Here is a 22,826-nt window from a genome sequence, read left to right on the forward strand (position 1 = left end):
GTACTCGCGGCCTCAGCGACGGGGCGCGCGCGGCGTCAGCGACCGAGCACGCGCGGCGTCAGCGAGCGAGCGCGCGCGGTGTCAGCGACCGAGTGCGTGCATCTGGATGGCGACGGCGGCGGCGCCGCGGGCCCACTCGTCGAACCGGAACTCCTGGACGAGCAGGCGGGGCGGCGGGACCGCCCGGTGGGCGTCGCGTGCGATCGCCGCGTCCACCGCGGCCCCGCCGACGGTCGCGAGCCGCACGCCCTCGCCCGACAAGAGGACCACCTCGGGGTCGAGCACGTTCAGCACGCCCGCGATCAGCTGGCCCAGGACGTCGGCGGCGGTGTCGACGACGACCCGCGCCTCCTGGTGTCCGTCGGCGGCGAGGACGAGCAGGTCGTCGTAGGCGACCGGGCGGCCGAGGGCCCGGGCGGCGGCGGCCTCGACCGCGGCGACCGTGAGGAACGCGCTCGCGCAGTCGTGGTGGCCGAGGTCGCAGGTGGGGGCCGGCACGTCGGCGCGGGCCGCAGCGGCGGCCGACGCGGGCACGGGCGCGGGCGCGGGCACTTGCACCGGCGCGGGCAACGGCACGGGCCCCGGCACGGGCACGGGCACGGGCACCGGCGCGGGCGTCGGCACCGGCGCGGCCACGCCCTCGGGCACCACGATCCGCTGGTGTCCGACGCTGCCCGCCGAGGAGTGCGCCCCGCCGAGCACCTCGCCCGCGGCGACGAGGCCGAGCCCCACGCCGGCGCCGATCGTGACGAGGGCGAACGAGCGCAGCCCGCGTCCCTCGCCGAACCAGAGCTCGGCCTGGGTCAGCGCACGGACGTCGTTCTCGACCCAGGTCGGCAGGCCGGTCGTGGCGGTCAGCAGCTCGGCGAGGGGCACGTCGTCCCAGCCGAGGAACGGCGCGTGCCGCACGTGGGCACGGTCGACGACCTGTCCGCCGACGGTGACGCCGACCGCACGGATGCGGTCGTCCCGGCCGCGGGCCGAGGTCACGACCGCCGCGACCTGGGCCACGACGGCGGCGGGCGACGGGTCGGGCAGGTCGTCGTCGTGCCCGTCCAGCACCCGGCCCCGCTGGTCGGCCACGACGACGAAGAGGCGGTCACGGGTCAGCTTGACGCCGACGAAGTGGTGGGCGTCCGGGTCGAGGTCGAGCGGGACCGAGGGGCGACCCGAGCCGGACGGCGCGAGGGACGCGCGTTCGACCAGCAGCCCGCTCTCGAGCAGGGGTCTGGTGATGCGCGTGAGGCTCGGGCCCGACAGGCCGAGCCGGGCGGCGAGCTCGGTCCGGGGGCGGGCGCCGTGCACGAGGATGTCCAGCACCACGGCCTGCGCGCTGCCGGCCAACGGGGACCAGCCGCCGTCGGCGTGGCCGAGGGAACCGTGAGCGGGAGCGGCGTGCCCGGGAGCATGGGAGTCCGTCACGCGACGATCCTAGGTGGCCGACCCGCGCCTCCTCGTCCCGACGTCGGGCCCCGCCCGGGCCGAGCCATCGCCGCTTCGGGTCCCCCCGACGCGCGTCGCTGCGTACCCCGCCACCCGAAGTGGGGGACAACCTCGGGGCCCCTCGTGGCCGAACATGAGTCGTGGTGATCCTCATGGACGAAACGCGCGAACTCCCCCTCTGCACGCTGTGCGCGTCGCCGACCCGTCTCGAGCCCAACCCGTTCTACGGCACGGCCCTCTCGGTGCACCGTCACGTGCTCGTCTGCACCTCGTGCGCGACCGTCGGCTTCGCCCCGGCCGTCGCCGACGCCCCCGAGGAGGCGCGGCGCCGGTCCCGCCCCGTCGGCCTGCGTGCCCGCGTGGCCGGCTGGTACCGCGCGCTGCCCTGACGCCACGGCCGCGCCTCCCTGGGCGTCCCGTGCCGCCGAGCGGTCGGTCAGCCCTGCGACCGGCCGCCGCGGGAGGCCGCGGCGTGTTCGGCGTCGGCCTGGAACCGTCCGGCCGCCTCGGCGTCGAGCTCGGTGCCCGCGCCGCAGTAGGCGCAGGTGTAGACGTGCTTCGTCGAGTACGGGATCACCGGGATGAAGAACAGCGTGAACCACCGACGGTGCTTGACCAGGCGCTGCGCGGCCTCGTTGCCGCAGACCCGGCAGACGAAGAAGAGGACGCCGAGCAGGGCGCTCGTGCCCTTGGTGCCGAAGATGATCATGCGCTCACCCTAGGCGGCGTCGGAGCAGCCGGGCGGGGAGCGGGTCCCGGGGCCTGGTGGCCCCGGGACCCTGTTCCTAGCCCTTGCGCACCAGGTCGACCGCGAACCGGGCGACGGTCACGACGAGAGTCGCGATCTGCCACCACGGCACGGTCTTCCTGGGCGGGCGGCGGTCGTCGTCGGACATCCGCTCCCTCCTCTCGGTGTTCGCGCCGGCGAACACCGCGAGAGAGCCAGGGACCCACCCCGTGGGATCGACGTTTGCACGTCGATCGTCATGGGATTACACTTCCGATCAGATGAAGCGGGATCTCTGTTGGGTCCCTGGTTCTCTTCACGGAGAGCACATCGAAGCCCGAGATCGGTTGCACGGTCTCGGGCTTCGCCATGCCCGGGGGTCGTTCCGGCGGTGCGACTCGAGCGGGCACGCGGGCACGCGGAGCCCGCCCCGCCTCACCCGGCGCGGAACCGCCGCAGGCGCAGGCTGTTCGTCACGACGAACACGGACGACGCCGCCATCGCCGCGCCGGCCAGCACGGGGTTGAGCAGCCCGAGCATCGCGACCGGGATCGCCGCGACGTTGTAGGCGAAGGCCCAGAACAGGTTGCCCTTGATGGTGCCGAGCGTGGCCCGTGACAGGCGGATGGCGTCGGCCACCCCGGCGAGCTCGCCGCTGACGACGGTCAGGTCGCCGGCCGCGATGGCCGCGTCCGTGCCGGTCCCGAGGGCGATGCCCAGGTCGGCCGTGGCGAGGGCGGCCGCGTCGTTGACGCCGTCGCCGACCATGGCGACGACGCGACCCTCGGCCTGCAACCGGGCCACCGCCTCCACCTTCTGCTGCGGGGTCGCCTGCGCCACGACGTCCGCCGCGGCGATGCCGACCTGCGCCGCGACGTGCCGTGCCGCGCCCGCGTTGTCGCCGGTCAGCAGCACGGGCGTCAGGCCCAGGCCGCGGAACCGCTCGACGGCCTCCCGCGCACCGGGCTTCACGGTGTCCGCGATGGTGACGACACCACGCACCCGACCGTCCCAGGCGACGGCGACGGGGGTCGCACCGGTCGCCTCGGCGGCGGCGAACGCCCTCTCGAGCCCGGGAGGCGCGGTGACCGACCACTCGTCGGCCAGCCACCCGGGGCGGCCGACCAGCACGAGCGTCCCGTCGACGAGGGCCTGCACGCCGGCCCCGGCGTGGGCGGTGAACTGCTCCGCAGCCGGGACGACGACCCCGCGCCGGGCGGCCTCGGCCTCGACCGCGCGGGCGACCGGGTGCTCCGAGCCGGACTCCACGGCGGCGGCCCGGGCCAGGACGTCGTCGACCCCGGTGGCCGCGGCGTCGTCGAGGACGACCTCGCGCACGCTCATCCGCCCGGTCGTGACCGTCCCGGTCTTGTCGAGGACGATCGTGTCGACCGTGCGGGTGCGCTCGAGCACCTGCGGCCCCCGGATCACGATGCCGAGCTGCGAGCCGCGGCCCGTGCCGACCAGCAGCGCGGTGGGCGTCGCGAGCCCGAGCGCGCACGGGCAGGCGATGATCAGGGTGGCGACGGCGGCGGTGAACGCGGTCTGCAGCGACCCGGCGAAGAAGCCACCGCCCCCGGCACCCTCGACGAAGCCGCCGAACGCGAGCCAGCCGACGAAGGTCAGCACGGCCAGCCCGATGACGACCGGCACGAACACGGCCGAGACCCGGTCGGCCAGTCGTTGCACCTCGGCCTTGCCGCTCTGCGCCTCCTCGACGAGGCGACCGAGCCGGGCGAGCTCGGTGTCGGCCCCGACGCGGGTGATCTCGACGAGCAGGCGTCCGCCCACGTTGAGGGTCGCTCCGACGACGCGGTCGCCCGGGCCCACCTCGACCGGCACCGACTCGCCGGTCAGCATGCTCAGGTCGACCGCCGAGGTGCCCTCACGCACGAGGGCGTCGCTGGCGATCGCCTCGCCCGGACGGACGACCACGAGGTCGCCGGGCACCAGACCCGCGGTGGCGACCCGCGCCTCCTGACCGTCGCGCAGCACGGTGGCCTCCTTCGCGCCGAGTTCGAGCAGGGCGCGCAGGGCCTCGCCCGAGCGGCGCTTGGCGCGGGCCTCGAGCCAGCGGCCGAGCAGGATGAACACGGTCACGGCCGACGCGACCTCGAGGTAGAGCTCGGTCGGACCGCCGTGGGTGGCGACCAGGCTGAACGACATGTGCATGCCCGGCCGGCCGGCGTCGCCGAAGAACAGGGCCCAGAGCGACCAGGCGAAGGCGGCGACCACGCCGACGCTGACGAGGGTGTCCATGCTCGCGGCACCGTGGCGGAGGTTGACGGCGGCGGCACGGTGGAAGGGCCAGGCACCCCACACGGCGACGGGTGCCGCGAGGGTCAGCGCGAGCCACTGCCAGTTGGTGAACTGCAGGGCCGGGACCATCGAGAGCACCACGACGGGCAGGGCGAGGGCGGTGCTGACGAGGGTGCGTCGGCGGAGGGCGTCGACCTCGGTGGCCCGGGCGTCCGGGGCGGCGTCGGACGAGCCGTCGGCCGCCCCGGTCGGGGACGCAGGAGGCGCGGGCACGGTCGCCCCGTACCCCGCGGCGGCCACCGTGGCGATGAGCGCGTCGACGTCGGGCACCCCGGGGTCGCCCTCGCGTGCGTCGTCGACGGCACCGGCCACGACCCGCACGTGCGCCTTCTCGGTCGCGTAGTTCACCGAGGCCTCGACGCCGGGCAGCTTGTTGAGCTTGCGCTCGATGCGGTTGGCGCAGGAGGCGCAGGTCATGCCGGTGATGTCCAACTGCACCGCGTCGGGTGGCAGGGTGCTCCCGGTGACGCCCTCGCCCGGCCGACCCGCGCCTCCGGCGGTGGTCATCGTGCGGAGAGCTGGTAGCCGGCCTCTTCGACGGCGGCGCGCAGCTGGTCGTGCTCGACGGTGGCGTCGGCCTGGACCGAGACGGTGGACGCGCCTCCGGGGTTGAGGTCGACCTCGACCGAGTCGACGCCGACGACCTCGGAGAGCTCTTCGGTGACGCTCGCGACGCAGTGCTCGCAGGTCATGCCGTCGACCTGCAGGGTGGTGATGGTGGTGTCGGTCATGCGCTGTCCTCTCGATCGGGCCTCAGCTTATACCCCCTAGGGGTATCCCTGCCAGGCCTGCCCGCCGGTTGTCCCCCACCTCCGAGATGCCTCCGAGACGGCCCGGCCCCCAGGGAGGCCGACTACTAACGGAGGGGTACCCGCCAGGACGGCGGGAGAGAGAAGGCACCCGACCATGACCGAGATCACCGCACACCACGGCCTCTTCAAGGACACGAACCTGCACGTCGACGACACCGGCGGCACGGGTCGCACCGTCGTCCTGATCCACGGCTGGCCCCTGTCGGGTGAGTCCTGGAGCAAGCAGGTCCCCGCGTTCGTCGAGGCCGGCTACCGCGTCGTCACGTACGACCGCCGCGGCTTCGGACGCAGCGACAAGCCCAAGACGGGCTACGACTACGACCACCTGACCGAGGACCTGCACACCGTCCTCACCGAGCTCGACCTCGACGACGTCACGCTCGTCGGCTTCTCGATGGGCGGCGGCGAGGTCGCGCGCTACTTCAGCACGTACGGCACCGAGCGCCTGCACAGCGTCGTCTTCGCCTCGGCCGTGCCCCCGTACCTGCTCAAGACCGACGACAACCCCGACGGCCCCCTCACCAAGGAGGCCGCCGCCGAGATGACGGCCGGCCTGACCAAGGACGAGGACTCGTTCTACGACGACTTCACGACCGGCTTCTTCTCGGTCGACGGCGTGCTCAAGGTGTCCGAGGCCGACCGCCAGGACGCCCTGCGCCTCGCGAAGCAGGCGGACAAGGCCGCCGCGCTCGAGGCCATGGCCTCGTTCGCGAACACCGACTTCCGTGACGACCTGACCAAGGTCACCGTGCCGACGCTGGTCATCCACGGTGACGGCGACGCGACCGTGCCGTACGAGGGCTCGGGCGCCCGGACGCACGCGGCGATCGCCGGGTCCGAGCTGCACGTGATCGCCGGCGCACCGCACGGCGCGAACGTCAGCGACGCCGACGAGTTCAACCGCGTCGTGCTCGAGTTCCTCAAGAAGTAGAGCGGAACTCGACGCGACCGCAGGAGGCGCGGTGCCGGTCCTCGAGACCGACACCGCGCCTCCTGCGCACCGGCTTCGACCGCTCGGACACGACCACCCCTCGTTCGGGGGTGAAGGTCACGGGCGGGTAACGAAGATGATGCGTTCCAATCCTTTTCGGGGCCGGTGGCGAACCCAGTACATCCCCACCGGGACCAACTGACAAGGAGCTTCACCATGAACGCCTTCACTCGCAAGCGCATCACGAAAGCCGCCTTCGGCATCGCCGCCTCCGGCGCCCTGATCTTCTCGCTCGCCGCCTGCTCGTCCAACTCGGGCACCGCGACCGACACCTCCTCGACGTCGTCGTCCTCCTCGTCCGAGCCCTCGGCCGCGTCGACGCCCGCTGCGTCGATCGCCGACCTCAGCAACGGCGTCGACACCCAGGTCGCCGTCGACCAGTCCTTCGTCGACGCGATCACCTCGCTCGGTCTGACCCCCGGCGTCGTCGGCACCGCGACCTTCACCGACGGCACCTTCGCCTTCCCGATCACGGGCGGCAACGTCGACTACTACGGCCCCGACAGCGACGTGCGACCCTACGTCCAGGGTGAGATCGACCACGACGGCTCCGGCCTGTCGCTGACCTCGGCCGACGGCACCGTCGTCGAACTGACCGACTTCCGCATCGACCCGGGTGAGTCGAAGCTCTACGGCACCGTGACCGCCAACGGCACCGTCGCCGCCGAAGACGCCTACCTCTTCAACCTCTGGGGTGGCACGCTGAAGCCGATCCAGATGGAGGGCTCGAACGCCGTCCTCGAGGGCACCACGGTGCACATCAGCCCCGACGCCGCGTCACTGCTGAACCAGACCTTCAAGACCGACGCCGTCCAGGACGAGATGCTCGTCGGCGTCGCGAAGATCACCGCCGCCACGGAGTAGTACCTGTCTGGCCGCACCCCGCCTCGCGAGGTGCGGCCTGGAAACCGGGTCGTCTCCGTGACGACGCACCGGCCCCGCCCTGCTCGACGGGGTCGGCGATCCCGGTGGACCCCGCCTCGTGCTCACGCACGGGGCGGGGTTTTTCCGTTGCCGCCCGGGGCCGGCCCGGGGTCAGGGGGTGCGGCGGCGACCGGCGGAAGGCTCGGGAGGCGCGGCGGGCGGCCACGGGTCGGGCTCGGCTGCACTGCGGGCGATGAGCGCGCGGACGTCGGCGTCGTGCTGCAGCGTCCACGCCACGGCCGAGTTCAGCGACGACGCCGTGTGCAACCACGGGCGCCGCCCGCCCTCGTCACGACAGTGGGCGTAGACGTCGAACGCGAAGCCGCCCGTGACCGGCCGCTGGCGCACGTAACCGAGCGGAGCCGCCTCGCCCTGCCGGATCAGCCACAGCCCCTGCCCGCCCGGGATCGGCGGGATCGCGCACGGATGCTCGGCCGGCGGCTTGCGCAGTGCCGCCCGCGCGTTCTCGAACTTCGTCTGCACGCCCATGTCGGCGACCGTAGGCGCGACCACCGACGTCCGGCGTACGACGAAAGTCGTACGGCAGGTCCCGACTCCTGCACCCGGTGCCGCGGCGGCGCAGCCGCGAGCGTAGAGGCATGATCACGACACCGACCCGAGAAGCCCCTTCGTCCCGGCGGCGCCAGCCGCGCCTCCTCGTCCGCACGACCCGCACGACCCGTCTCGCCGCCGCCGCAGCCGTCGTCGCCCTGGGCGTCACGCTCGCCGGGTGCGCGTCCGGGGCGACGGGCGCGACCGCCGACCCCGCGCCTCCTGCACCGCCTCAGCACCAGCCCGGCGGTCACTCGCTCACCAAGGACGACGTCGACACGTGGCTCGACGGCGCCGTCGGATCGGCCTTGCAGACGACCGGCATCCCGGGGGCGACCGTCTCGGTCGTCGCCGACGGGAAGGTGCTGACCGCCCGCGGCTACGGCATGGCCGACACCGGCACCGGCGAGACGCCCGCCGAGGCGGTCGACCCCGAGCGCACGCTGTTCCGCGTCGGCTCGGTGTCGAAGGTGGTCTCGGCCACCGCGATCATGCAGCTCGTCGAGAAGGGTGACCTCGACCTCGACGCCGACGTGCAGCAGTACCTCGACTTCGACCTCGACACCCCGAAGGGCGCCGTCACCCTGCGGCACCTGCTCACCCACACGGCCGGCTTCGAGGAGGTCATCGCGGGGCTGATCGGCACGCCCGGCAGCGAGAAGACGCTGCGCGAGGCCGTCTCGGAGGCGCCTCCCGCCCAGGTGTTCACGCCCGGCACCACCCCGGCGTACTCCAACTACGGAGCCACCCTGGCCGGGTACGTCGGCGAGCGCGTCAGCGGCGTCCCGTTCGCCGACCTGCTGCAGCAGGACGTCTTCGACCGTGCCGGCATGACCTCGTCGTCGTTCGCCCAGCCGCTGCCCGCCGACCTCGACGCCCGCCTGGCGCACGGCTACCCGGACGACTCGAAGCCCGCCGTCGCCACCGAGGTCGTCAACGCGGCCCCGGCCGGTGCGATGTCGGCCACCGCGACCGACATGGCCCGCTTCATGCTCGCCCAGCTGGGCGACCTGCCGGACGACCAGGCGCTGCTGCAGCCCGACACGCTCGCCGAGATGCACCGTCCCGCCCTGGACGCCGACGACCTCGGCACGCTCGTGGCCGGCCAGCGCATGGACCTCGCGTTCTTCGACGACAGCACGCCCGGCCTGGCCGCCTTCGGTCACGACGGCGACACACAGGTCTTCCACTCGGCGATGCGGATGTTCCCCGAGCACGACACCGGCATCTTCCTCAGCATGAACGGCAGCGGACGATCGGCCACGGCCTCCCTCGACCTGCGCACCACGGTGCTGCAGGGGTTCGCCGACCGGTACCTGCGTGACGCGGCGACCGTCGGCTCGGCCGACACGGCCGACACGGCCAGCCGAGGAGGCGCGGGCACGGTCGACGGCGACGCCTCCGACGGTCCCGTGGCCGCCGACCTGGCCGGCACGTACCTCTCGTCGCGCTCCCCCGTCACCAACCCCGGCGCCCTGCTCGCCCTGAGCGGTCAGACCACGATCGTCCCCCGCTCCGACGGCACGGTCGCCGTCACGCCGAAACCCCTCGGCATGACCACCGGCGTCTACGAGAAGGTCGGGACCGACCTGTGGCGCGAGGTCGGCGGGGACGCCCTGCTCGCGACGCGGACCACCGACACCGAGGGGGACGCGACCGTCGAGGCGATCTCGTGGGGCGCCTCCTTCACCATGCTGCGGGCGCAGCCCTGGCAGGCCGCGTCGGCCGTGCTGCCGAGCGTGGTCCTGGCCGTCGTGGTGCTGCTCGCCTCGATGATCGTCTGGCCCTCCACCGCCCTCGCCGGTGTGGGACGCCGACGTCGGGACCTCCGGGCCGGCCTGTCGACCGGGTCGGCGACCACCACTCCGCGTCGCCGCGACCGCACCCTGTTGCTGTCGCGTCTGGGACAGGCGTCGACGCTGCTGGCCCTCGTCGGCTGGGCGGTCGTCGCGGTGCAGGCCATGTCGTTCGCCGAGGTGTCGGCCGTCACCCTGCGGGTCCTCCAGGGGCTGCAGCTGCTCGGCGTCGTCGCGATCGTGCCGGCCGCCCTGGTCGCCTGGCGGGCCGTGCGCGACCGTCGCGGCTGGGCCGTGGTGACCGGACGCGTGCTCGTCCTCGCGTCGCTCGTCGTGCTCGCCGGCTTCGCCTTCGGCTTCCGCCTCATCGCCCCGAGCGTGAGCTTCTGATGACCCGCTCCCAGCGCGACACCCGGGCCGACGGTGCACAGCCGTCGTCGGCCCGGGGCCGGGAGGCCCGCGGCACCTGGCATGCTCGGACGGTGACCACGACCCCCGACACCTCGCCCGCTCCGGGCGGTCCGCGCGGCCAAGCCGGTTCGGCCGGGCAGGCCGGCCAAGCCGGTTCGGCCGGGCAGGCCGGGCAGGCCGGGCAGGCCGGGCAGGCCGGGCAGGCCGGTTCGGCCGGGCCCGGGATGGCGACGGTGCGCCGCGTCCTCGACCGGCTGGGCGTGCACACGGTGCTCGGCCGCGACGTCGCCCTCGCCGCCGTCTGGGCGCTCGTCACGATCGCCTTCCTCGCCACGCTGCTGGCCGCGGGCGAGTTCTACGGCGCGAACCGCAGCATCCCGACCGCCCAGATCGTCGCCGTGATCGTGCTGGCGCTCGTCCAGCACGTGCCCCTGGCACTCCAGCGCGTCCGCCCCGTCACGGCCCTGCTCGCGGTCGCCGTCCTGCAGGCCGCCCTGCTCACCGTGCTGCCGACCGGCCTCGCCCTGTGGACGGCCGCCCCCGTCGTCACGGCCTACACGGTCGCCACCCTGCGGCCGACCCGGGACGTCGTCGGGGCGGTGCTCGCCGCCGTGGGCATCGAGGCCGTCGGTGCCGCCGTCGGGGCGTCGGCGATCGTCAAGGACCAGCTGGGCGCCCCCGCCGGGCTCGGCGAGGTCGGCGTCGTGGTCGAGGCGCTCGCCCTCGTGGCCAGCGCCGTGCTGATCAACGGCGTGAGCGCCGCCGTCGGCTCGTGGGTGGCCCTGCGCCGCGCCCACGACCGCGACGCGCGGGCCCGCGCGGCCGAGAGCGTCGAGCACCAGGCGACGCTCACCCGGGCCGCGGTCGCCGCCGAGCGCACCCGCATGGCCCGTGAGTTGCACGACGTCGCCGCGCACCACCTCACCGGGCTCGTGGTGCAGGCCGGTGCCGCCGAACGCCTCGTCGACGGCGACCCCGAGCGCGCCAAGGAGTCCCTCCGCAGCGTCCGGGCCCAGGGCCGCGAGACCCTCGACGCGCTGCGGTCGATCGTGGGCATCCTCCGCGAGACCGGCGACGGACCGAGCGGCACCGTGCCGGTCCCCGGTCTCGGCGACGTGGCCGACCTCGTCGACCAGGCCCGCGCCTCCGGGGCCGTCGTCGCGTCGCACGTCGACGGGACGCTGCCCTCGCTGGCCCCGCTCGCCGACGTCACGGCCTACCGCACCGTGCAAGAGGCGCTCGTCAACGCCCGTCGGCACGCGCCGGGGGCGACGGTCGAGCTGCACCTGACCGCGACGGCCGGGTCCCTCGTGATCGTCGTCGAGAACGACCTGCCCGTGGCTCGCGACACGTCGGGGGGCGGCGGCTTCGGACTGGTCGGCATGCGTGAGCGGGCCGACCTGGTCGGTGGGCGGCTCGACACCGGAGCGACCGCCGAGGGGCAATGGCGGGTGCGGCTCGAGCTGCCGGTCGAGGCAGACGCCTCGGCGGCCGGGCCGTCGGCACCCGCTGCGGCGCCGTCTGCGACCACCGCGGCGACGCCCGGGCCCGGTGCGGGGCTCGCCGGCGGGGGTGCCGAGTGATCCGGGTCGTGCTGGTCGACGACCAGGCGATCGTGCGCACCGGCTTCCGGGTCGTGCTCGAGACGGCGGGTGGCATCGAGGTCGTCGGCGAGGCGTCCGGCGGGCGCGAGGCGGTCGAGGTCGTGCGACGCACCCGCCCCGACGTCGTCGTGATGGACGTGCGCATGCCCGGCGGCGACGGCATCGAGGCGACGCGGGCGATCGTCGACGCCCGGGTAGGGCCCGGTGCCGCCGGAACGGCCGCTGCCGGCGGCCTCGGCTCGTCAGCGCCCCTCGGCGGCGGTCCGGCTCTCGGCGGCGGTCCGGCTCCCGGCGGCGATGCGACCCTGGGCGGCGATGCCGTCGACAGGCAGGAGGCGCGGGTCGGGTCGGCGAGCACCCCCGCGGTCCTCGTCGCCACGACCTTCGACCTCGACGAGTACGTGTTCGGTGCCCTCGAGGCGGGCGCGAGCGGGTTCGTGCTCAAGGACGTCGAGCCCGACGAGTTCGTCGGTGCCGTCCGCGCCCTGGCCTCGGGCCGCGCGGCGATCGACGGCGCCACCACGCGGCGGGTGATCGCCGAGTTCACCCGACGCCGGCGGGCATCGGCGGTCGAGCCGTCGCCCGACGTCCTGACGGAGCGCGAGCGCGAGCTCGTCCGTCTGCTCGGCGAGGGGCTCTCGAACGACGAGATCGGCGAGCGCCTGGTGGTCGAGACGAGCACGGTCAAGTCACACCTCACCCGCATCACGACCAAGCTCGGCACCCGAGACCGCCTGCAGACCGTCGTCTGGGCCTACCGCTCGGGCCTGCTGCCCTGAGCCCGGGGCCGAGGCCGATCGGCCTCCCGTCATCGGCCCGGGTCGCACCACGAACCGGACGTCGCACCGCCGATCTCGACGGTGCGACGTCCGGTCCGCGGTGCGACGCGCGGGCCCGAGCAGCATCACGACCCGCTGGTAGCCTCGGGGCGTCGCGGGACCACGGGGGTGCCCGGACGGAGGGGACGACATGTCGATCAGGACCACGCTGCCCGTCGGGGCCGCCACTCTCGTGTTGCTGTTGACCGGGTGCTCAGGGGGTGCCGGCGACGAGCCGACCACGACGCCGAGCGCCACCACCACGGCGAGTCCGTCGGCCACGGCGACTGCCGACGCCTCGTCGGCCGCCCTCTCGGACGCCGAACTGGCGTCCGTCTTCACGGGCATCCAGTTCGTGCCCGACGAGTTCGACACGACCGACCAGCTGCTCGACTCGGTCTACCCGGGGCTGACCGCGAGCGACCCGAGCTGCCTCGCCCCGTTCGGCGTCGGCTGGGACGACGCCGCCCCCGACGGCGCGCTCGAGTTCGGCACGAGCAACGACCGCTCGATGACCACCGTCGTCGCGAGCACGGGTGACGACGACGCGGCTTCGGCCCTGGTCGCCGAGGCGTCCGACGCCCTGACCCGCTGCGCGGACGGAACCGCCCTCTTCACGATGCAGGGCCAGCCCGTGCAGACCACGGTCGAGACCACCGAGCCGACCCTCACGGGCACCGACGAGTCGCTCGGCTGGCGCGTCACGGGCACCGTCGGCGGCGGCAGCTTCACCCTGGTCGGCCTGACCGCCCGCGTCAGCGGGGAGGCCGTCGCGGTCGTCGGCTGGGACCCGTCGTCGAACGCCACGAACGTGCCGCTCGCGACCCAGATGTTCGTCGACGCCCTCTAGTCGGGCCTGCCCGGAGCCGTCACCGCACCGACGTCGGCCGTGCTGACGAGGCACCGCCGAGTGGACAGGACGCCGCGGCGTTCGGCGGTGTCCTGTCCACTCGGCGGTGTCGCAGGGGCGGGGCGGTCAGGCGACGGGCTCGACGAGCGTGACGTGCTGCGTCGCCACCCGCACGGGCTGGCCGGCGAACGCCGCGGCCCGCGCCTCGGACTGCAGGTAGGCGGCCTCGACCTCGGCGAACCGTGCAGCGTCGCCGGGGGTGCTGACGGCCCAGACGAACTGGTTGGCGTCACGGTCCGCGTAGGCGAACTCGATCGCGAAGCCCTCGGACAGCCGGGCGGGGATCAGCGTCGAGGTGAACCAGGCGACGAAGTCGTCGAGCACCCCCTCGACGAGCTCGTAGCGGCGCAACTGGACGGTCTTCGACGAGTCGGTCATGCCGCCACCCTACTGACGCCGCCCCTCTGCCCTGCCCCAGCCCCAGCCCCAGCCCCAGCCCCCACAGCACCACGAGATGGCCACCGCACCACGACTAGTCCTGGCGCTGTGGCCATCTCCTGGCGCCATGCCGACCCGGCCCGGCACGCCCGGCACAGCCCGGCACGGCGCAGCCCGGCCCGGCACGCCGGGTAGCGTGGCGGCGTGACCCCGCTGACGCTCGCCCTCGCCGCCGCGGCCATCGTGGTCGGCGCCCTCACGCAGCGCATGGCGGGCATCGGCTTCGCGCTCACCGCCGCACCCCTCCTCGTGGTGGTGCTCGGCCCCGAGGCCGGCGTCTCGGTCGGCAACGCCCTCGCCGCCGTGCTCGCGCTGGTCGTGCTGGCGAGCACCTGGCGCACGGTGCGGTGGCGGACGGCGGCCCTCCTCGTCCTGCCCGCCCTCGTGACGATCCCGATCGGCGCGTGGGTCGTGCAGACCGCCCCGACCGGTCCGCTGACCATCGCGGTGGGCGCCCTGGCCCTGGTCGGGGTGCTCGTGATGGCGTTCTCGAGCCGCGCGCGCCTCCTGCCCGGCCGCGTCGGCGCCGTGGCCGCGGGCGCCCTCGGCGGCTTCATGAACGTCACGGCCGGCGTCGGCGGTCCGGCGCTGACGGTGCACGCCACCAGCGACCGCTGGCCCCGGGAGGTCTTCGTCGGCACCGGCCAGGTGTTCCTGCTGGCGATCAACCTGACCTCGGTGCTGACGAAGGGCATCCCGTCCGAGCCGGTCCCCGTCTGGGCGGGAGCCCTCGGCCTGCTGTTCGTCGGCGCCTTCGTCGGACACCACCTCAGCAAGGTCGTCCCGGCCCGGGTCGGCCGCATCCTCGTCCTGACGCTCGCGGCCGTCGGCAGCGCCCTCGCCCTCGTGCGCGGCATCACCCAGCTCTGACCCGGCCGCACCCAGCCGAGGAGGCGCGGGTCGCCACCCCACGCCCCTCGCCTAGACTCGGCCCGCCATGCAGTGCGACTACTTCGACGCGGGGCTGTGCCGTTCGTGCACGCTCCTCGACCGCCCCTACCCGGTCCAGGTCGCCGAGAAGGAGGCGCGCGTCCGCGACCTCCTCGGCGAGAGCCATGCGCCCTCGGCCTGGCTGCCGACGCTGACCGGCCCCGAGTCGGGGTTCCGCAACAAGGCGAAGATGGTCGTCGGCGGCACGATCGACGAGCCGACGCTCGGCATCCTCGACGGCCGCGGGCAGGGCGTCGACCTGCGCGGCTGCGGGCTGCACACGTCAGGAATCCAGGAGGCGCTGCCGACGCTGGCGGCGTTCGTGACCCGGGCGCGCCTCCTGCCCTACGACGTCCCGCGACGCCGCGGCGAGGCGAAGTACGTGCACGTCACCGAGTCGCCCTCGGGCGAGCTGATGGTGCGCTTCGTGCTGCGCAGCGAGCAGGCCCTGCCCCGGCTGCGGTCCGAACTGCCCTGGCTGCTCGAGGCCCTGCCCCGGGTCGCGGTCGTGTCGGTCAACCTGCTGCCCGAGCACAAGGCCGTGCTCGAGGGCACCGACGAGATCGTGCTGACCGACCGCGAGACGCTCACCATGCACCTCGGCGGGGTCGACCTCGAGCTGCGCCCCCAGAGCTTCTTCCAGACGAACACGGCGATCGCGGCCGGGCTGTACGCGCAGGCCGCCGAATGGGTCGACGCGATCGACCCGGCCACCGTGTGGGACCTCTACTGCGGCGTCGGAGGCTTCGCCCTGCACGTCGCGCGCCCGGGCGCCGGCCGCTCGAGTCGACACGCGTACCGCGAGGTCGTCGGCATCGAGACCAGCGAGGAGGCGGTGGCCAGCGCCCGGGGCAGCGCCCGTCGCGCAGGCCTCGAGCACGTGCGCTTCGCGGCGGACGACGCGACCCGGTTCGCGACGGGCGCGTCCGCGGGGGCGGGGCCCTCGGGTACCGGCACCGCGCCTCCGGAGCTCGTGATCGTCAACCCGCCGCGACGCGGCATCGGGGCGACGCTGGCCGGCTGGCTCGAGGGGTCGGACGTCGAGCACGTCGTCTACTCGAGCTGCAACCCCGTCACCCTGGCGAGCGATCTCGACGCGATGCCGTCGTTCGACGTGGTCGCCGCGCGCGTGTTCGACATGTTCCCGCAGACGCCGCACCTCGAGGCGATGGCCCTGCTGCGCCGCCGCTGAGCGCTCCCCGCCTCCCGACGACGAACCCCGTTCACGAAGATGAACCCTGCTTGAACCGGGTTCGTCTTCGTGAACGGGGTTCGCGGCGGACGCCCTGCCGGGCCGGGGCTCAGAGCACGACGGTGCTGCTGCGCCAGCCGAGCGAGTCGTCGCCCGTCTGCCACACGACGGTGAGGCCGCGGCCGGCCCCGCTCGACTCGCCGATCTCGGTCGTGAAGCGCTTGCCCGATCCGGCCGACACGGCCTCGATCGACGGCAGCTGCTGACCGTCGAGGAAGGCCCAGAGCGTGTCGGGGTAGCCGACGACGCTCGGCTCGGTCTGGTCCTGGCTCAACGGGCTGGCGAACGAGATCGACGCGGGGGCCGTGGTGTCGTACACCGCGCCTCCTGCGCTCTGGTCCTCGGCCCCGACGGCCGGGTTGTCCCACTCGTAGACCGAGTCGCCGGTCGGCGGCACGCCGGCGTCGTCGACGCGCAGGCCGTCGGCCGTCTCGCGCACGATCCAGGCGTCGGCGAGGTCGTCGGTCGTGGCGCTCACCAGCGTGAACGCGCCCTCGGGCCCCTCGGCCACGGCCAGGTCGGCGTCGACCAGGACCGAGGCCTCGTCGGGCGTCACCGTGCCGTCCACCGGCGAGTACTCGGCGAAGGTCCGCTCGGCGCCGTAGAACTGCTGCGCCTCGGGGGTCAGCAGGGCCCAGGCCGCCGCCGTGTCGCCGCCCGAGATCGCGTCGAGGTAGCGGACGACGAGCGCCTGCTCGGCCGAGTCCTGTTCGGAACCGGCGGGGGTCGCGCTCGTCGCGGGGGCGCTCGGCACGCCGGTCGCCGCGGCGGTCGGGGCCGTCACGGCGGGGTCGGAGGTGCATCCGGTGGCGGCGACCAGCGCACCGACGGCGAGGGTCGAGGTCATGAGTAGCTCTCGTGTCTTAGCCATGCGTGGCACGGTAGCGACGGCCCGCCCGGGTTCGTCGCGACTCCCAGGGGATGCCCACGAGCGTCGGAGGGACCCCGGAGGCGCGGGCCGGGTCAGGCGCGCGCGACGACCGCCCAGCCGTGCGGCCCCACCGACAGGACGTCGCCGTCGAGGCCCGCGTCCCGACCGGCCACCCACTCGCCCGGGGCCGGGTCGGCCACGCGCAGCTCGTCGTCGCCGAGGTTCAGCGCGACGACGAGCGACCGGCCCGCCCCGGCGCCCGTGACCTCGAGCACGAGCGACTCGTTCGCGACCGACACGGTGCGGCTGCGGGCGGTGTGCAGCCACGGGTGCCGACGTCGCACGCCGATCAGCTCCTGGTGCAAGGCGAGGACCTCGGGGAGGGCGTCCGGGACGCCGGCACCCGGAGCCTCGGCCGGCGCCGAGGGGAACGCCGGACGCACCGCGTCGTCGCCGCCGACCCGCGCCTCCTTGACGGCCCGCAGGCCGAACTCGTCCCCGTAGTAGACCGAGGGCGTACCGCCGAGGGTGAGGAGCAGCACGATCGCGTGGGCGTGGTGGCGGTCGTCGTCGATCTGGCTGGCGATGCGCGTGACGTCGTGGTTGCCGACGAAGGTCAGCGGCACGAAGTCGTCGAGGAACCCGTCGTGGCGCTGCAGCGCCCACTCGAGCTCGAACAGGTTGACCTCGGCCAGGGCGTGCCAGACGCCCTGCCACAGTTCGTACTGGGTCACCGAGTCGAGGCCTCCGTCACGGACGGCCGCCGCGTAGTCGCCGTGCAGCACCTCGCCCACGACGTACACGTCGGGGTGCCGTTCGCGGAGCGGCGGCAGCACGGTCGCCCAGAACGACGACGGCACCGAGTAGGCGGCGTCGAGCCGCCAGGCGTCGGCACCACGGTCGGCCCAGTACGTCAGGACGTCCGTGACCGTGCGGGCGACCTCGGGCGACGAGTGGTCGAGGGCGATGAGCCCGCCGTGCCCCTCGAAGGTGCCCAGGCTGCCGTCGTCCTCGCGCCGGAACAGGGAGGCCGCGCTCGAGTCGGGGTCGCGACGTGCCTCGACCAGCGCGGGGAACTCGGGGCCGACGTGGTTGAAGACGCCGTCGAGCATGACCTTGACGCCCTTCGCGTGGGCGGCCTCGATCAGGGTGACGAGGTCGGCCTCGGTGCCGAGGCGCGGGTCGACCGCGAACCAGTCGATGGTGTCGTAACCGTGGGTAGACGACGCGAAGACCGGCCCGAGGGCCAGGCCGTTGGCGCCGAGGGCCACCAGGTGGTCGAGCCACGGCACGAGATCGAGGAGGCGCGGTGCCGGCGAGCGGTCCGCTCCCGTCGTGTCCGCCCCGACGAACCCGAGGGGGTACACGTGCCACCACACGACGTGCTCGGTCCAGGAGGGGCCCGGCAGGGCGGTGGCCGTCGTCGGGGACTCGTGTTCGCTCATTCGCGCCACCCTAGTGACGGGCGGTCGTGAGGTGTCCCCCGCTCAACTCGCGAGGCTCAGCTCGCGGGGCGTCGGCGTCAGCTCGCGGGGCCGAGGAGGACGGCGAGCAGGGCGGCCGCGCCGCCGACGATGAAGAGCATCGTGCCGGCCTGCATCGTGCGGGTCTTGTTGCGGTCGGCCGTGGGGACGTCGACCTCGAGGATCGGGCAGCCCGACCACCCGATGAGCCCGACGCTCAGGGCGACCAACGCGGCACCGACCCAGAACAACGTCGCGAGCCCGGCCGAGAGGAGGGCGGGACGCCAGCCGGTCGCGAGCAGCAGCCCCATGGCCACCGCCACGCTGCCGACCGCGGCGACGAACCAGATCGTGCCGGTCCACATGATGCGTTGGACGTTCTTCTCGGGGGTCATCAGGTCGTGCAGCTCGTGGGTCACCAGAACATCTTTCACCCTCTGCAGCGATTCGGCCCGCACGGGTGCGGCGACTACTCCGTGGCGCCCTCGAGCAGCGGCACCAGCTGGTCGAGCGCGTACTGGCGCGAGAGCGCCGAACCGAGCGAGTACGCCGCGGCGACGTCGCCGTCGATGACGACGGCGTGGCCGTCCTGCACCGCCGACAGGGCCTTCCACTGCGGGTCGTCCGTGATCTCGGTGGTGTCGATGTAGATCGGGAAGGCCACGATGACGTCCGCGTCGATCTGGTCGAGCTGCTCGCTCGAGATCGACACCGAGAAGCCACCGGCGTTCGGGGACAGCGCCGAGATGGCGGGGTTCTGCTCGAAGCCGAGCTCCTCGAGCTGCTCGACCCGCTCGCTGTCCTCGACGTAGGCACCCCAGCCCTCGCTGGTCTTCGTGGCGGCGGTGATCGTCTTGCCCTTCCACTCGGGGTGGGCGTCGGCGACGGCCTCGACGGCCTTCTCGTTCTCGTCGACGAGCTGCTCACCCTTGGCCTCTTCACCGAGAGCCTTCGAGACGAGCTCCATCTGGTCCTCGAAGTCGGTCAGGTAGCTGTCGCCTCCCTCGGGCACGCCCACGGTCGGGGCGATGCTCGACAGACGGTCGTAGCGCTCCTGGTCGCCCGAGCTCTTCGTGTCGAGGATGACGTCGGGCTCGAGGGCCGCGATGGCCTCGTAGGAGGGCTCGAGGGTGCCGATGATCTCGGGGGCCTGGTCGTAGAGACCCTGTGCCCAGGGGCCGACGCCGTCGGCCTCGTCACCGAAGGCGAGCCAGTCCGAGGCCCCCACGGGTTGCACGCCCAGCGCGAGCGCCGTCTCGGCGTCGCCCCAGCCGAGCGCGACGACGCGCGTCGGCTTCTGGTCGATGGTGACCTCGCCGAACTTCGTGTCGATCGAGACGGGGAACGCGCCCGATCCGCCCGAGGCTCCGCCGCCGGCGGCGTCGTCCGGGTCGGCGTCGGCCGAGCAGCCGGCCAGGGCGAGGGTGGCTACCGCGACGGCGGCGGCGATCGAGAGTGACTTGCGCATGTGTTCCTCAGGGCTGTGACGTCGGTGCTGTGACGTGGTGTCGGGCGGAAGGTCGGGTGCGGGGGCGGGCCTGGACGGCGACGTGCGCCACTCGGCCGGACTCCAAGTGAGGGTAGCCTAAGCTAATCGTCATGGCGATGCCCCGAGCGCTCACGGTCGGCCGTGCCCCGCGACCGACGCGGGGCTCCCGGCGCACCCGCACGCGCCTCCTCGCCCTCGTGGCCGCCCTGGCCCTGTTGGCCCTCGCCGTCGTGTTGGGCCTCGCCGTCGGCGCGCGGCCGGTCGCGTTCGACGAGGTGCTGCGCATCCTCACCGGCGCCGCGAGCCGCGACACCGCCGACGCGACCGCCGTGCTCGACCTCCGCCTGCCGCGGACGGTCGCCGCGATCGTGGCCGGGGCCGGGCTCGGGGTCGCCGGGGCCGTCGTGCAGGCCGTGACGCGCAACCCGCTGGCCGACCCGGGCATCCTCGGCGTCACCTCGGGCAGCGCCTTCGCCGTCGCCCTCGCGGTCGGCTTCGCCGGGGTCACCTCGGCGAGCGGCTGGGTCTGGTTCTCGTTCGTCGGTGCGGGCCTCGCGACGGTCGCCGTCGCCCTGATCGGCGGCGCCGGACGAGGAGGCGGTGGTCCCGCCCGCCTGACCCTCGCCGGCCTCGCGCTCGGGTCGGTGCTCGCGGGCATCACCTCGTCGATCGTGCTGGCCGATCCCCGCCGCTTCGACGCCGTCCGCGCGTGGGAGGTCGGCTCGCTCGCCGACCGCGGCTGGGAGCCCGTGCTCACGGTGCTGCCCTTCGTCGCGGCCGGGGTCGTCGTCGCCCTGATCGCCTCGCGCCCGCTCGACGCCGTCGCGCTCGGCGACGAACACGCCGCGTCGGTCGGCGTCTCGGTGCCGGCCGTGCGCGTCGTCTCGTTGGTCGTCGTCACCCTGCTGGCCGGAGGCGCGACCGCGGTGGTCGGGCCCATCGCGTTCGTGGGGCTCATGGTCGCGCACGCCGCCCGCGGCGTCGTCGGGCCCAGCCAGCCGTGGATCACCGCCCTCTCGGCCGTGCTCGGGCCGGTGCTGCTGCTGCTCGCGGACGTCCTCGGCCGCGTGGTCGCTCCCCCGGGCGAGCTGGCCGCTGGCCTCGTCACGGCCGCCGTCGGCGCCCCCGTGCTCATCGCGATCGCCCGACGCCGACGGGTGGGTGGCGCGTGACCGGGGGCACGGGGCCGGACACGCGCCCGACCCGGGGCACGGGCACGTCGTCGGGTACGCGGACGACGTCGGCCTCCCCGGGTGTCGGCCCGCGCCTCCTGCGCTCGTGGCGCTCGACCGGCGGGCGGCGACGCACGGCGACGCTGACGCTGGTCGTGGTGGCCGTCGTCGTCGCGATCGTCGCCCTCGGCATCGGCGACTACCCGCTCAGCCCGCCCCAGGTCGTGCGGGCGCTGTTCGGCGGCGACGGGTTCGCCTCGACCATCGTGCTGAACTGGCGGCTGCCGCGCGTCCTCGCGGCCCTCGTCTTCGGCGCCGCACTCGGCGTCTCGGGCGCCGTCTTCCAGTCCCTGACCCGCAACCCGCTGGGCTCGCCCGACGTGATCGGCTTCTCGACCGGCGCCTACACCGGGGCGATCGTCGTCATCGTGTCGGGTGCGGCCTCGACGATCGGCACGGCGGCCGGCGCCCTGATCGGCGGGCTCGTCACCGCGCTGGTCGTCTACCTGCTGGCCTACCGTCGCGGCGTGCACGGGCTGCGGCTGATCATCGTGGGCATCGGCGTCACGGCCCTGCTGCACTCGGTCAACAGCTGGTTGCTGCTGCGCGCGCAGAACGAGGTCGCCCTGACCGCGTCGTTCTGGGGGGCGGGCTCGCTCGCGCTGGTCGGCTGGAAGCAGCTCGTCCCGGCGCTGGTGCTGCTCGTCGTGCTGACCCCGCTGGTCATGGCGTTGTCGCGTCCCCTCCGGCAGCTCGAGCTCGGCGACGACGCCGCCCGGTCGCACGGCCTCGGCGCCGAGCGGTCGCGCCTGGCGCTCGTCGTCGTCGGCGTCGCGCTGACCGCCGTGGTGACCGCCAGCACCGGGCCGATCGCGTTCGTGGCCCTGGCCGCGCCGCAGCTGGCCCGACGCCTGGTGCGGTCGGCCGGGGTGCCGCTCGTCGCCGGCGGACTCGTCGGCGGGGTGCTCCTGCTCGTCGCCGACCTCGTCGCCCAGCACGTGGCCGCCAACCCGGTGCCGGTCGGCCTCGTCACCCTCGTGATCGGCGGGGTCTACCTGATCACCCTGCTCGTCTCTGAATCCCGGAGGTCCGCGTGAACGCCGACGACACCCGCCCCTCCCGCCTCGTCGCCCGCGGCGCGCACCTCGCCTACGACCGGCGAACGGTGAGCGAGGCCGTCGACGCCGACGTGCGCGACGGCTCGTTCACGGTCATCGTCGGGCCGAACGCCTGCGGGAAGTCGACCTTGCTGAGGGCCTTCGCGCGCCTCCTGAAGCCCCGGTCGGGGTCGGTCCTGCTCGACGGACGCGAGCTCGCGGGCGTGCCGGCGAAAGAGGTGGCGCGCATCGTCGGGTTGCTGCCCCAGACCTCGACCGCGCCCGACGGCATCACCGTCGCCGAACTCGTCGCCCGGGGCCGCTACCCGCACCAGGGGCTCTTCCGGCAGTGGACCGGCACCGACCGCGAGGCCGTCGACGCGGCCCTGGCCGAGACCGACCTCACCGAGCTGGTCGACGTGCCCGTCGACGAGCTGTCGGGCGGCCAGCGCCAGCGAGTGTGGGTCGCGATGGCGCTCGCGCAGCAGACCCCGGTGCTGCTGCTCGACGAGCCGACGACCTACCTCGACATCGCGCACCAGTACGACCTGCTCGACCTCTTCGCCCGGCTGCACGGGCAGGGCACGACCGTGGTCGCGGTGCTGCACGACCTCAACCAGGCCGCGCGGTACGCGACCGACCTGATCGTGATGGCCGACGGCGACGTGGTGGCGACGGGAACCCCGGCCGAGGTGCTGACCGAGCAGCTGGTGACCGACGTGTTCGACCTGCCCTGCGTCGTCGTGCCGGACCCCGTGACCGGGTCGCCGATGGTCGTGCCGCGCCGCCGCTGAGGTCGGGTGGGCC

General features: G+C 74.2%; 22 protein-coding genes. 12 read left to right on the plus strand and 10 right to left on the minus strand.

The window, feature by feature from the left end:
• Positions 1-81: 81 nt before the first annotated feature.
• The gene (locus OVA02_RS01040; protein ID WP_267659036.1) at positions 82-1,422 is read right to left on the minus strand and encodes an ROK family transcriptional regulator; all 1,341 of its coding nucleotides are present in this window, start codon (positions 1,420-1,422) and stop codon (positions 82-84) included.
• A 173-nt stretch (positions 1,423-1,595) separates the two neighbouring features.
• On the opposite strand from OVA02_RS01040, the gene OVA02_RS01045 reads away from it, so the two are divergent.
• Positions 1,596-1,832, plus strand: a complete 237-nt coding sequence (locus OVA02_RS01045) for a hypothetical protein (protein ID WP_156155609.1) — start codon at positions 1,596-1,598, stop codon at positions 1,830-1,832.
• Positions 1,833-1,879: 47 nt separating this feature from the next.
• Here OVA02_RS01045 and OVA02_RS01050 read toward each other — a convergent pair whose 3' ends face one another.
• The 3 genes from OVA02_RS01050 to OVA02_RS01060 form a co-directional block, all read right to left on the minus strand.
• A complete protein-coding gene (locus OVA02_RS01050; protein ID WP_043596621.1) occupies positions 1,880-2,152 on the minus strand; it encodes a zinc-ribbon domain-containing protein in 273 nt (90 codons plus the stop codon).
• 453 nt (positions 2,153-2,605) lie between these two features.
• On the minus strand, positions 2,606-4,996 hold the full coding sequence (locus OVA02_RS01055) for a heavy metal translocating P-type ATPase (protein ID WP_420709618.1): 2,391 nt from the start codon (positions 4,994-4,996) through the stop codon (positions 2,606-2,608).
• The gene (locus OVA02_RS01060; RefSeq protein ID WP_123570977.1) at positions 4,993-5,220 is read right to left on the minus strand and encodes a heavy-metal-associated domain-containing protein; all 228 of its coding nucleotides are present in this window, start codon (positions 5,218-5,220) and stop codon (positions 4,993-4,995) included. The genes OVA02_RS01055 and OVA02_RS01060 overlap by 4 nt, the downstream gene beginning before the upstream one ends.
• Before the next feature lie 175 nt (positions 5,221-5,395).
• Here OVA02_RS01060 and OVA02_RS01065 point away from each other — a divergent pair, with 175 nt between their 5' ends.
• Together OVA02_RS01065 and OVA02_RS01070 are read left to right on the plus strand one after the other, a co-directional pair.
• Complete coding sequence (locus tag OVA02_RS01065; protein WP_192122836.1) at positions 5,396-6,232, plus strand: alpha/beta fold hydrolase; 837 nt, start codon at positions 5,396-5,398, stop codon at positions 6,230-6,232.
• Positions 6,233-6,448: 216 nt separating this feature from the next.
• Positions 6,449-7,156: a hypothetical protein gene (locus OVA02_RS01070; protein ID WP_123570978.1), complete on the plus strand. Its 708-nt coding sequence runs from the start codon at positions 6,449-6,451 to the stop codon at positions 7,154-7,156.
• Between the two features lie 171 nt (positions 7,157-7,327).
• Here the strand turns inward: OVA02_RS01070 and OVA02_RS01075 are convergent, their stop codons facing one another.
• The gene (locus OVA02_RS01075; RefSeq protein ID WP_267659037.1) at positions 7,328-7,705 is read right to left on the minus strand and encodes a hypothetical protein; all 378 of its coding nucleotides are present in this window, start codon (positions 7,703-7,705) and stop codon (positions 7,328-7,330) included.
• A 110-nt stretch (positions 7,706-7,815) separates the two neighbouring features.
• Here OVA02_RS01075 and OVA02_RS01080 point away from each other — a divergent pair, with 110 nt between their 5' ends.
• The 4 genes from OVA02_RS01080 (at position 7,816) to OVA02_RS01095 (ending at position 13,247) form a co-directional block, all read left to right on the plus strand.
• Positions 7,816-9,954 (plus strand): serine hydrolase domain-containing protein, encoded by a 2,139-nt coding sequence (locus OVA02_RS01080; protein WP_267659038.1) that lies wholly within the window; start codon positions 7,816-7,818, stop codon positions 9,952-9,954.
• A 92-nt stretch (positions 9,955-10,046) separates the two neighbouring features.
• On the plus strand, positions 10,047-11,558 hold the full coding sequence (locus tag OVA02_RS01085; protein WP_267659039.1) for a sensor histidine kinase: 1,512 nt from the start codon (positions 10,047-10,049) through the stop codon (positions 11,556-11,558).
• On the plus strand, positions 11,555-12,358 hold the full coding sequence (locus tag OVA02_RS01090) for a response regulator (RefSeq protein WP_267659040.1): 804 nt from the start codon (positions 11,555-11,557) through the stop codon (positions 12,356-12,358). The genes OVA02_RS01085 and OVA02_RS01090 overlap by 4 nt, the downstream gene beginning before the upstream one ends.
• Positions 12,359-12,548: 190 nt before the next feature.
• On the plus strand, positions 12,549-13,247 hold the full coding sequence (locus OVA02_RS01095) for a hypothetical protein (RefSeq protein ID WP_267659041.1): 699 nt from the start codon (positions 12,549-12,551) through the stop codon (positions 13,245-13,247).
• Between the two features lie 126 nt (positions 13,248-13,373).
• Here OVA02_RS01095 and OVA02_RS01100 read toward each other — a convergent pair whose 3' ends face one another.
• The gene (locus OVA02_RS01100; protein WP_056044453.1) at positions 13,374-13,685 is read right to left on the minus strand and encodes a hypothetical protein; all 312 of its coding nucleotides are present in this window, start codon (positions 13,683-13,685) and stop codon (positions 13,374-13,376) included.
• Between the two features lie 204 nt (positions 13,686-13,889).
• On the opposite strand from OVA02_RS01100, the gene OVA02_RS01105 reads away from it, so the two are divergent.
• Both OVA02_RS01105 and rlmC read left to right on the plus strand, forming a co-directional pair.
• Positions 13,890-14,615 (plus strand): sulfite exporter TauE/SafE family protein, encoded by a 726-nt coding sequence (locus OVA02_RS01105; protein ID WP_056044452.1) that lies wholly within the window; start codon positions 13,890-13,892, stop codon positions 14,613-14,615.
• A gap of 67 nt (positions 14,616-14,682) precedes the next feature.
• Entirely contained in the window at positions 14,683-15,867 is a 1,185-nt protein-coding gene (rlmC, locus tag OVA02_RS01110) for a 23S rRNA (uracil(747)-C(5))-methyltransferase RlmC (protein WP_056044450.1), read from the plus strand.
• Between the two features lie 109 nt (positions 15,868-15,976).
• Here the strand turns inward: rlmC and OVA02_RS01115 are convergent, their stop codons facing one another.
• From OVA02_RS01115 to OVA02_RS01130, 4 genes are all read right to left on the minus strand, one after another.
• Positions 15,977-16,798: a hypothetical protein gene (locus OVA02_RS01115; protein ID WP_157485224.1), complete on the minus strand. Its 822-nt coding sequence runs from the start codon at positions 16,796-16,798 to the stop codon at positions 15,977-15,979.
• A 92-nt stretch (positions 16,799-16,890) separates the two neighbouring features.
• Positions 16,891-18,243 carry an alpha-amylase family glycosyl hydrolase gene (locus OVA02_RS01120; RefSeq protein ID WP_056044446.1) on the minus strand — a complete coding sequence of 451 codons (1,353 nt, stop codon included), beginning with the start codon at positions 18,241-18,243 and terminating at the stop codon, positions 16,891-16,893.
• Positions 18,244-18,320: 77 nt separating this feature from the next.
• A complete protein-coding gene (locus tag OVA02_RS01125; protein ID WP_056044444.1) occupies positions 18,321-18,680 on the minus strand; it encodes a hypothetical protein in 360 nt (119 codons plus the stop codon).
• Between the two features lie 50 nt (positions 18,681-18,730).
• Positions 18,731-19,729, minus strand: coding sequence for an iron-siderophore ABC transporter substrate-binding protein (locus OVA02_RS01130; RefSeq protein ID WP_056044441.1), 999 nt, complete (start codon positions 19,727-19,729; stop codon positions 18,731-18,733).
• A 131-nt stretch (positions 19,730-19,860) separates the two neighbouring features.
• Here OVA02_RS01130 and OVA02_RS01135 point away from each other — a divergent pair, with 131 nt between their 5' ends.
• The 3 genes from OVA02_RS01135 to OVA02_RS01145 are packed head-to-tail and all read left to right on the plus strand — an operon-like array spanning position 19,861 to position 22,813.
• Positions 19,861-20,922 (plus strand): FecCD family ABC transporter permease, encoded by a 1,062-nt coding sequence (locus tag OVA02_RS01135; RefSeq protein WP_123570988.1) that lies wholly within the window; start codon positions 19,861-19,863, stop codon positions 20,920-20,922.
• Entirely contained in the window at positions 20,919-22,019 is a 1,101-nt protein-coding gene (locus tag OVA02_RS01140; RefSeq protein ID WP_267659042.1) for a FecCD family ABC transporter permease, read from the plus strand. Before OVA02_RS01135 ends, OVA02_RS01140 begins: the two co-directional genes overlap by 4 nt.
• Positions 22,016-22,813 (plus strand): ABC transporter ATP-binding protein, encoded by a 798-nt coding sequence (locus OVA02_RS01145; RefSeq protein ID WP_056044437.1) that lies wholly within the window; start codon positions 22,016-22,018, stop codon positions 22,811-22,813. The genes OVA02_RS01140 and OVA02_RS01145 overlap by 4 nt, the downstream gene beginning before the upstream one ends.
• Positions 22,814-22,826 lie beyond the last annotated feature (13 nt).

Source organism: Frigoribacterium sp. SL97 (genome assembly GCF_026625765.1).
GTDB lineage: Bacteria > Actinomycetota > Actinomycetes > Actinomycetales > Microbacteriaceae > Frigoribacterium.

Coding starts and splice junctions, on each gene's coding strand:
- OVA02_RS01045 (WP_156155609.1), top strand. CDS start 1,596: ATGGACGAAACGCGCGAACTCCCCCTCTGCACGCTGTGCGCGTCGCCG.
- OVA02_RS01050 (WP_043596621.1), bottom strand. CDS start 2,152: ATGATCATCTTCGGCACCAAGGGCACGAGCGCCCTGCTCGGCGTCCTC.
- OVA02_RS01055 (WP_420709618.1), bottom strand. CDS start 4,996: ATGACCACCGCCGGAGGCGCGGGTCGGCCGGGCGAGGGCGTCACCGGG.
- OVA02_RS01060 (WP_123570977.1), bottom strand. CDS start 5,220: ATGACCGACACCACCATCACCACCCTGCAGGTCGACGGCATGACCTGC.
- OVA02_RS01065 (WP_192122836.1), top strand. CDS start 5,396: ATGACCGAGATCACCGCACACCACGGCCTCTTCAAGGACACGAACCTG.
- OVA02_RS01070 (WP_123570978.1), top strand. CDS start 6,449: ATGAACGCCTTCACTCGCAAGCGCATCACGAAAGCCGCCTTCGGCATC.
- OVA02_RS01075 (WP_267659037.1), bottom strand. CDS start 7,705: ATGGGCGTGCAGACGAAGTTCGAGAACGCGCGGGCGGCACTGCGCAAG.
- OVA02_RS01080 (WP_267659038.1), top strand. CDS start 7,816: ATGATCACGACACCGACCCGAGAAGCCCCTTCGTCCCGGCGGCGCCAG.
- OVA02_RS01095 (WP_267659041.1), top strand. CDS start 12,549: ATGTCGATCAGGACCACGCTGCCCGTCGGGGCCGCCACTCTCGTGTTG.
- OVA02_RS01100 (WP_056044453.1), bottom strand. CDS start 13,685: ATGACCGACTCGTCGAAGACCGTCCAGTTGCGCCGCTACGAGCTCGTC.
- rlmC (WP_056044450.1), top strand. CDS start 14,683: ATGCAGTGCGACTACTTCGACGCGGGGCTGTGCCGTTCGTGCACGCTC.
- OVA02_RS01115 (WP_157485224.1), bottom strand. CDS start 16,798: ATGGCTAAGACACGAGAGCTACTCATGACCTCGACCCTCGCCGTCGGT.
- OVA02_RS01120 (WP_056044446.1), bottom strand. CDS start 18,243: ATGAGCGAACACGAGTCCCCGACGACGGCCACCGCCCTGCCGGGCCCC.
- OVA02_RS01130 (WP_056044441.1), bottom strand. CDS start 19,729: ATGCGCAAGTCACTCTCGATCGCCGCCGCCGTCGCGGTAGCCACCCTC.
- OVA02_RS01135 (WP_123570988.1), top strand. CDS start 19,861: ATGGCGATGCCCCGAGCGCTCACGGTCGGCCGTGCCCCGCGACCGACG.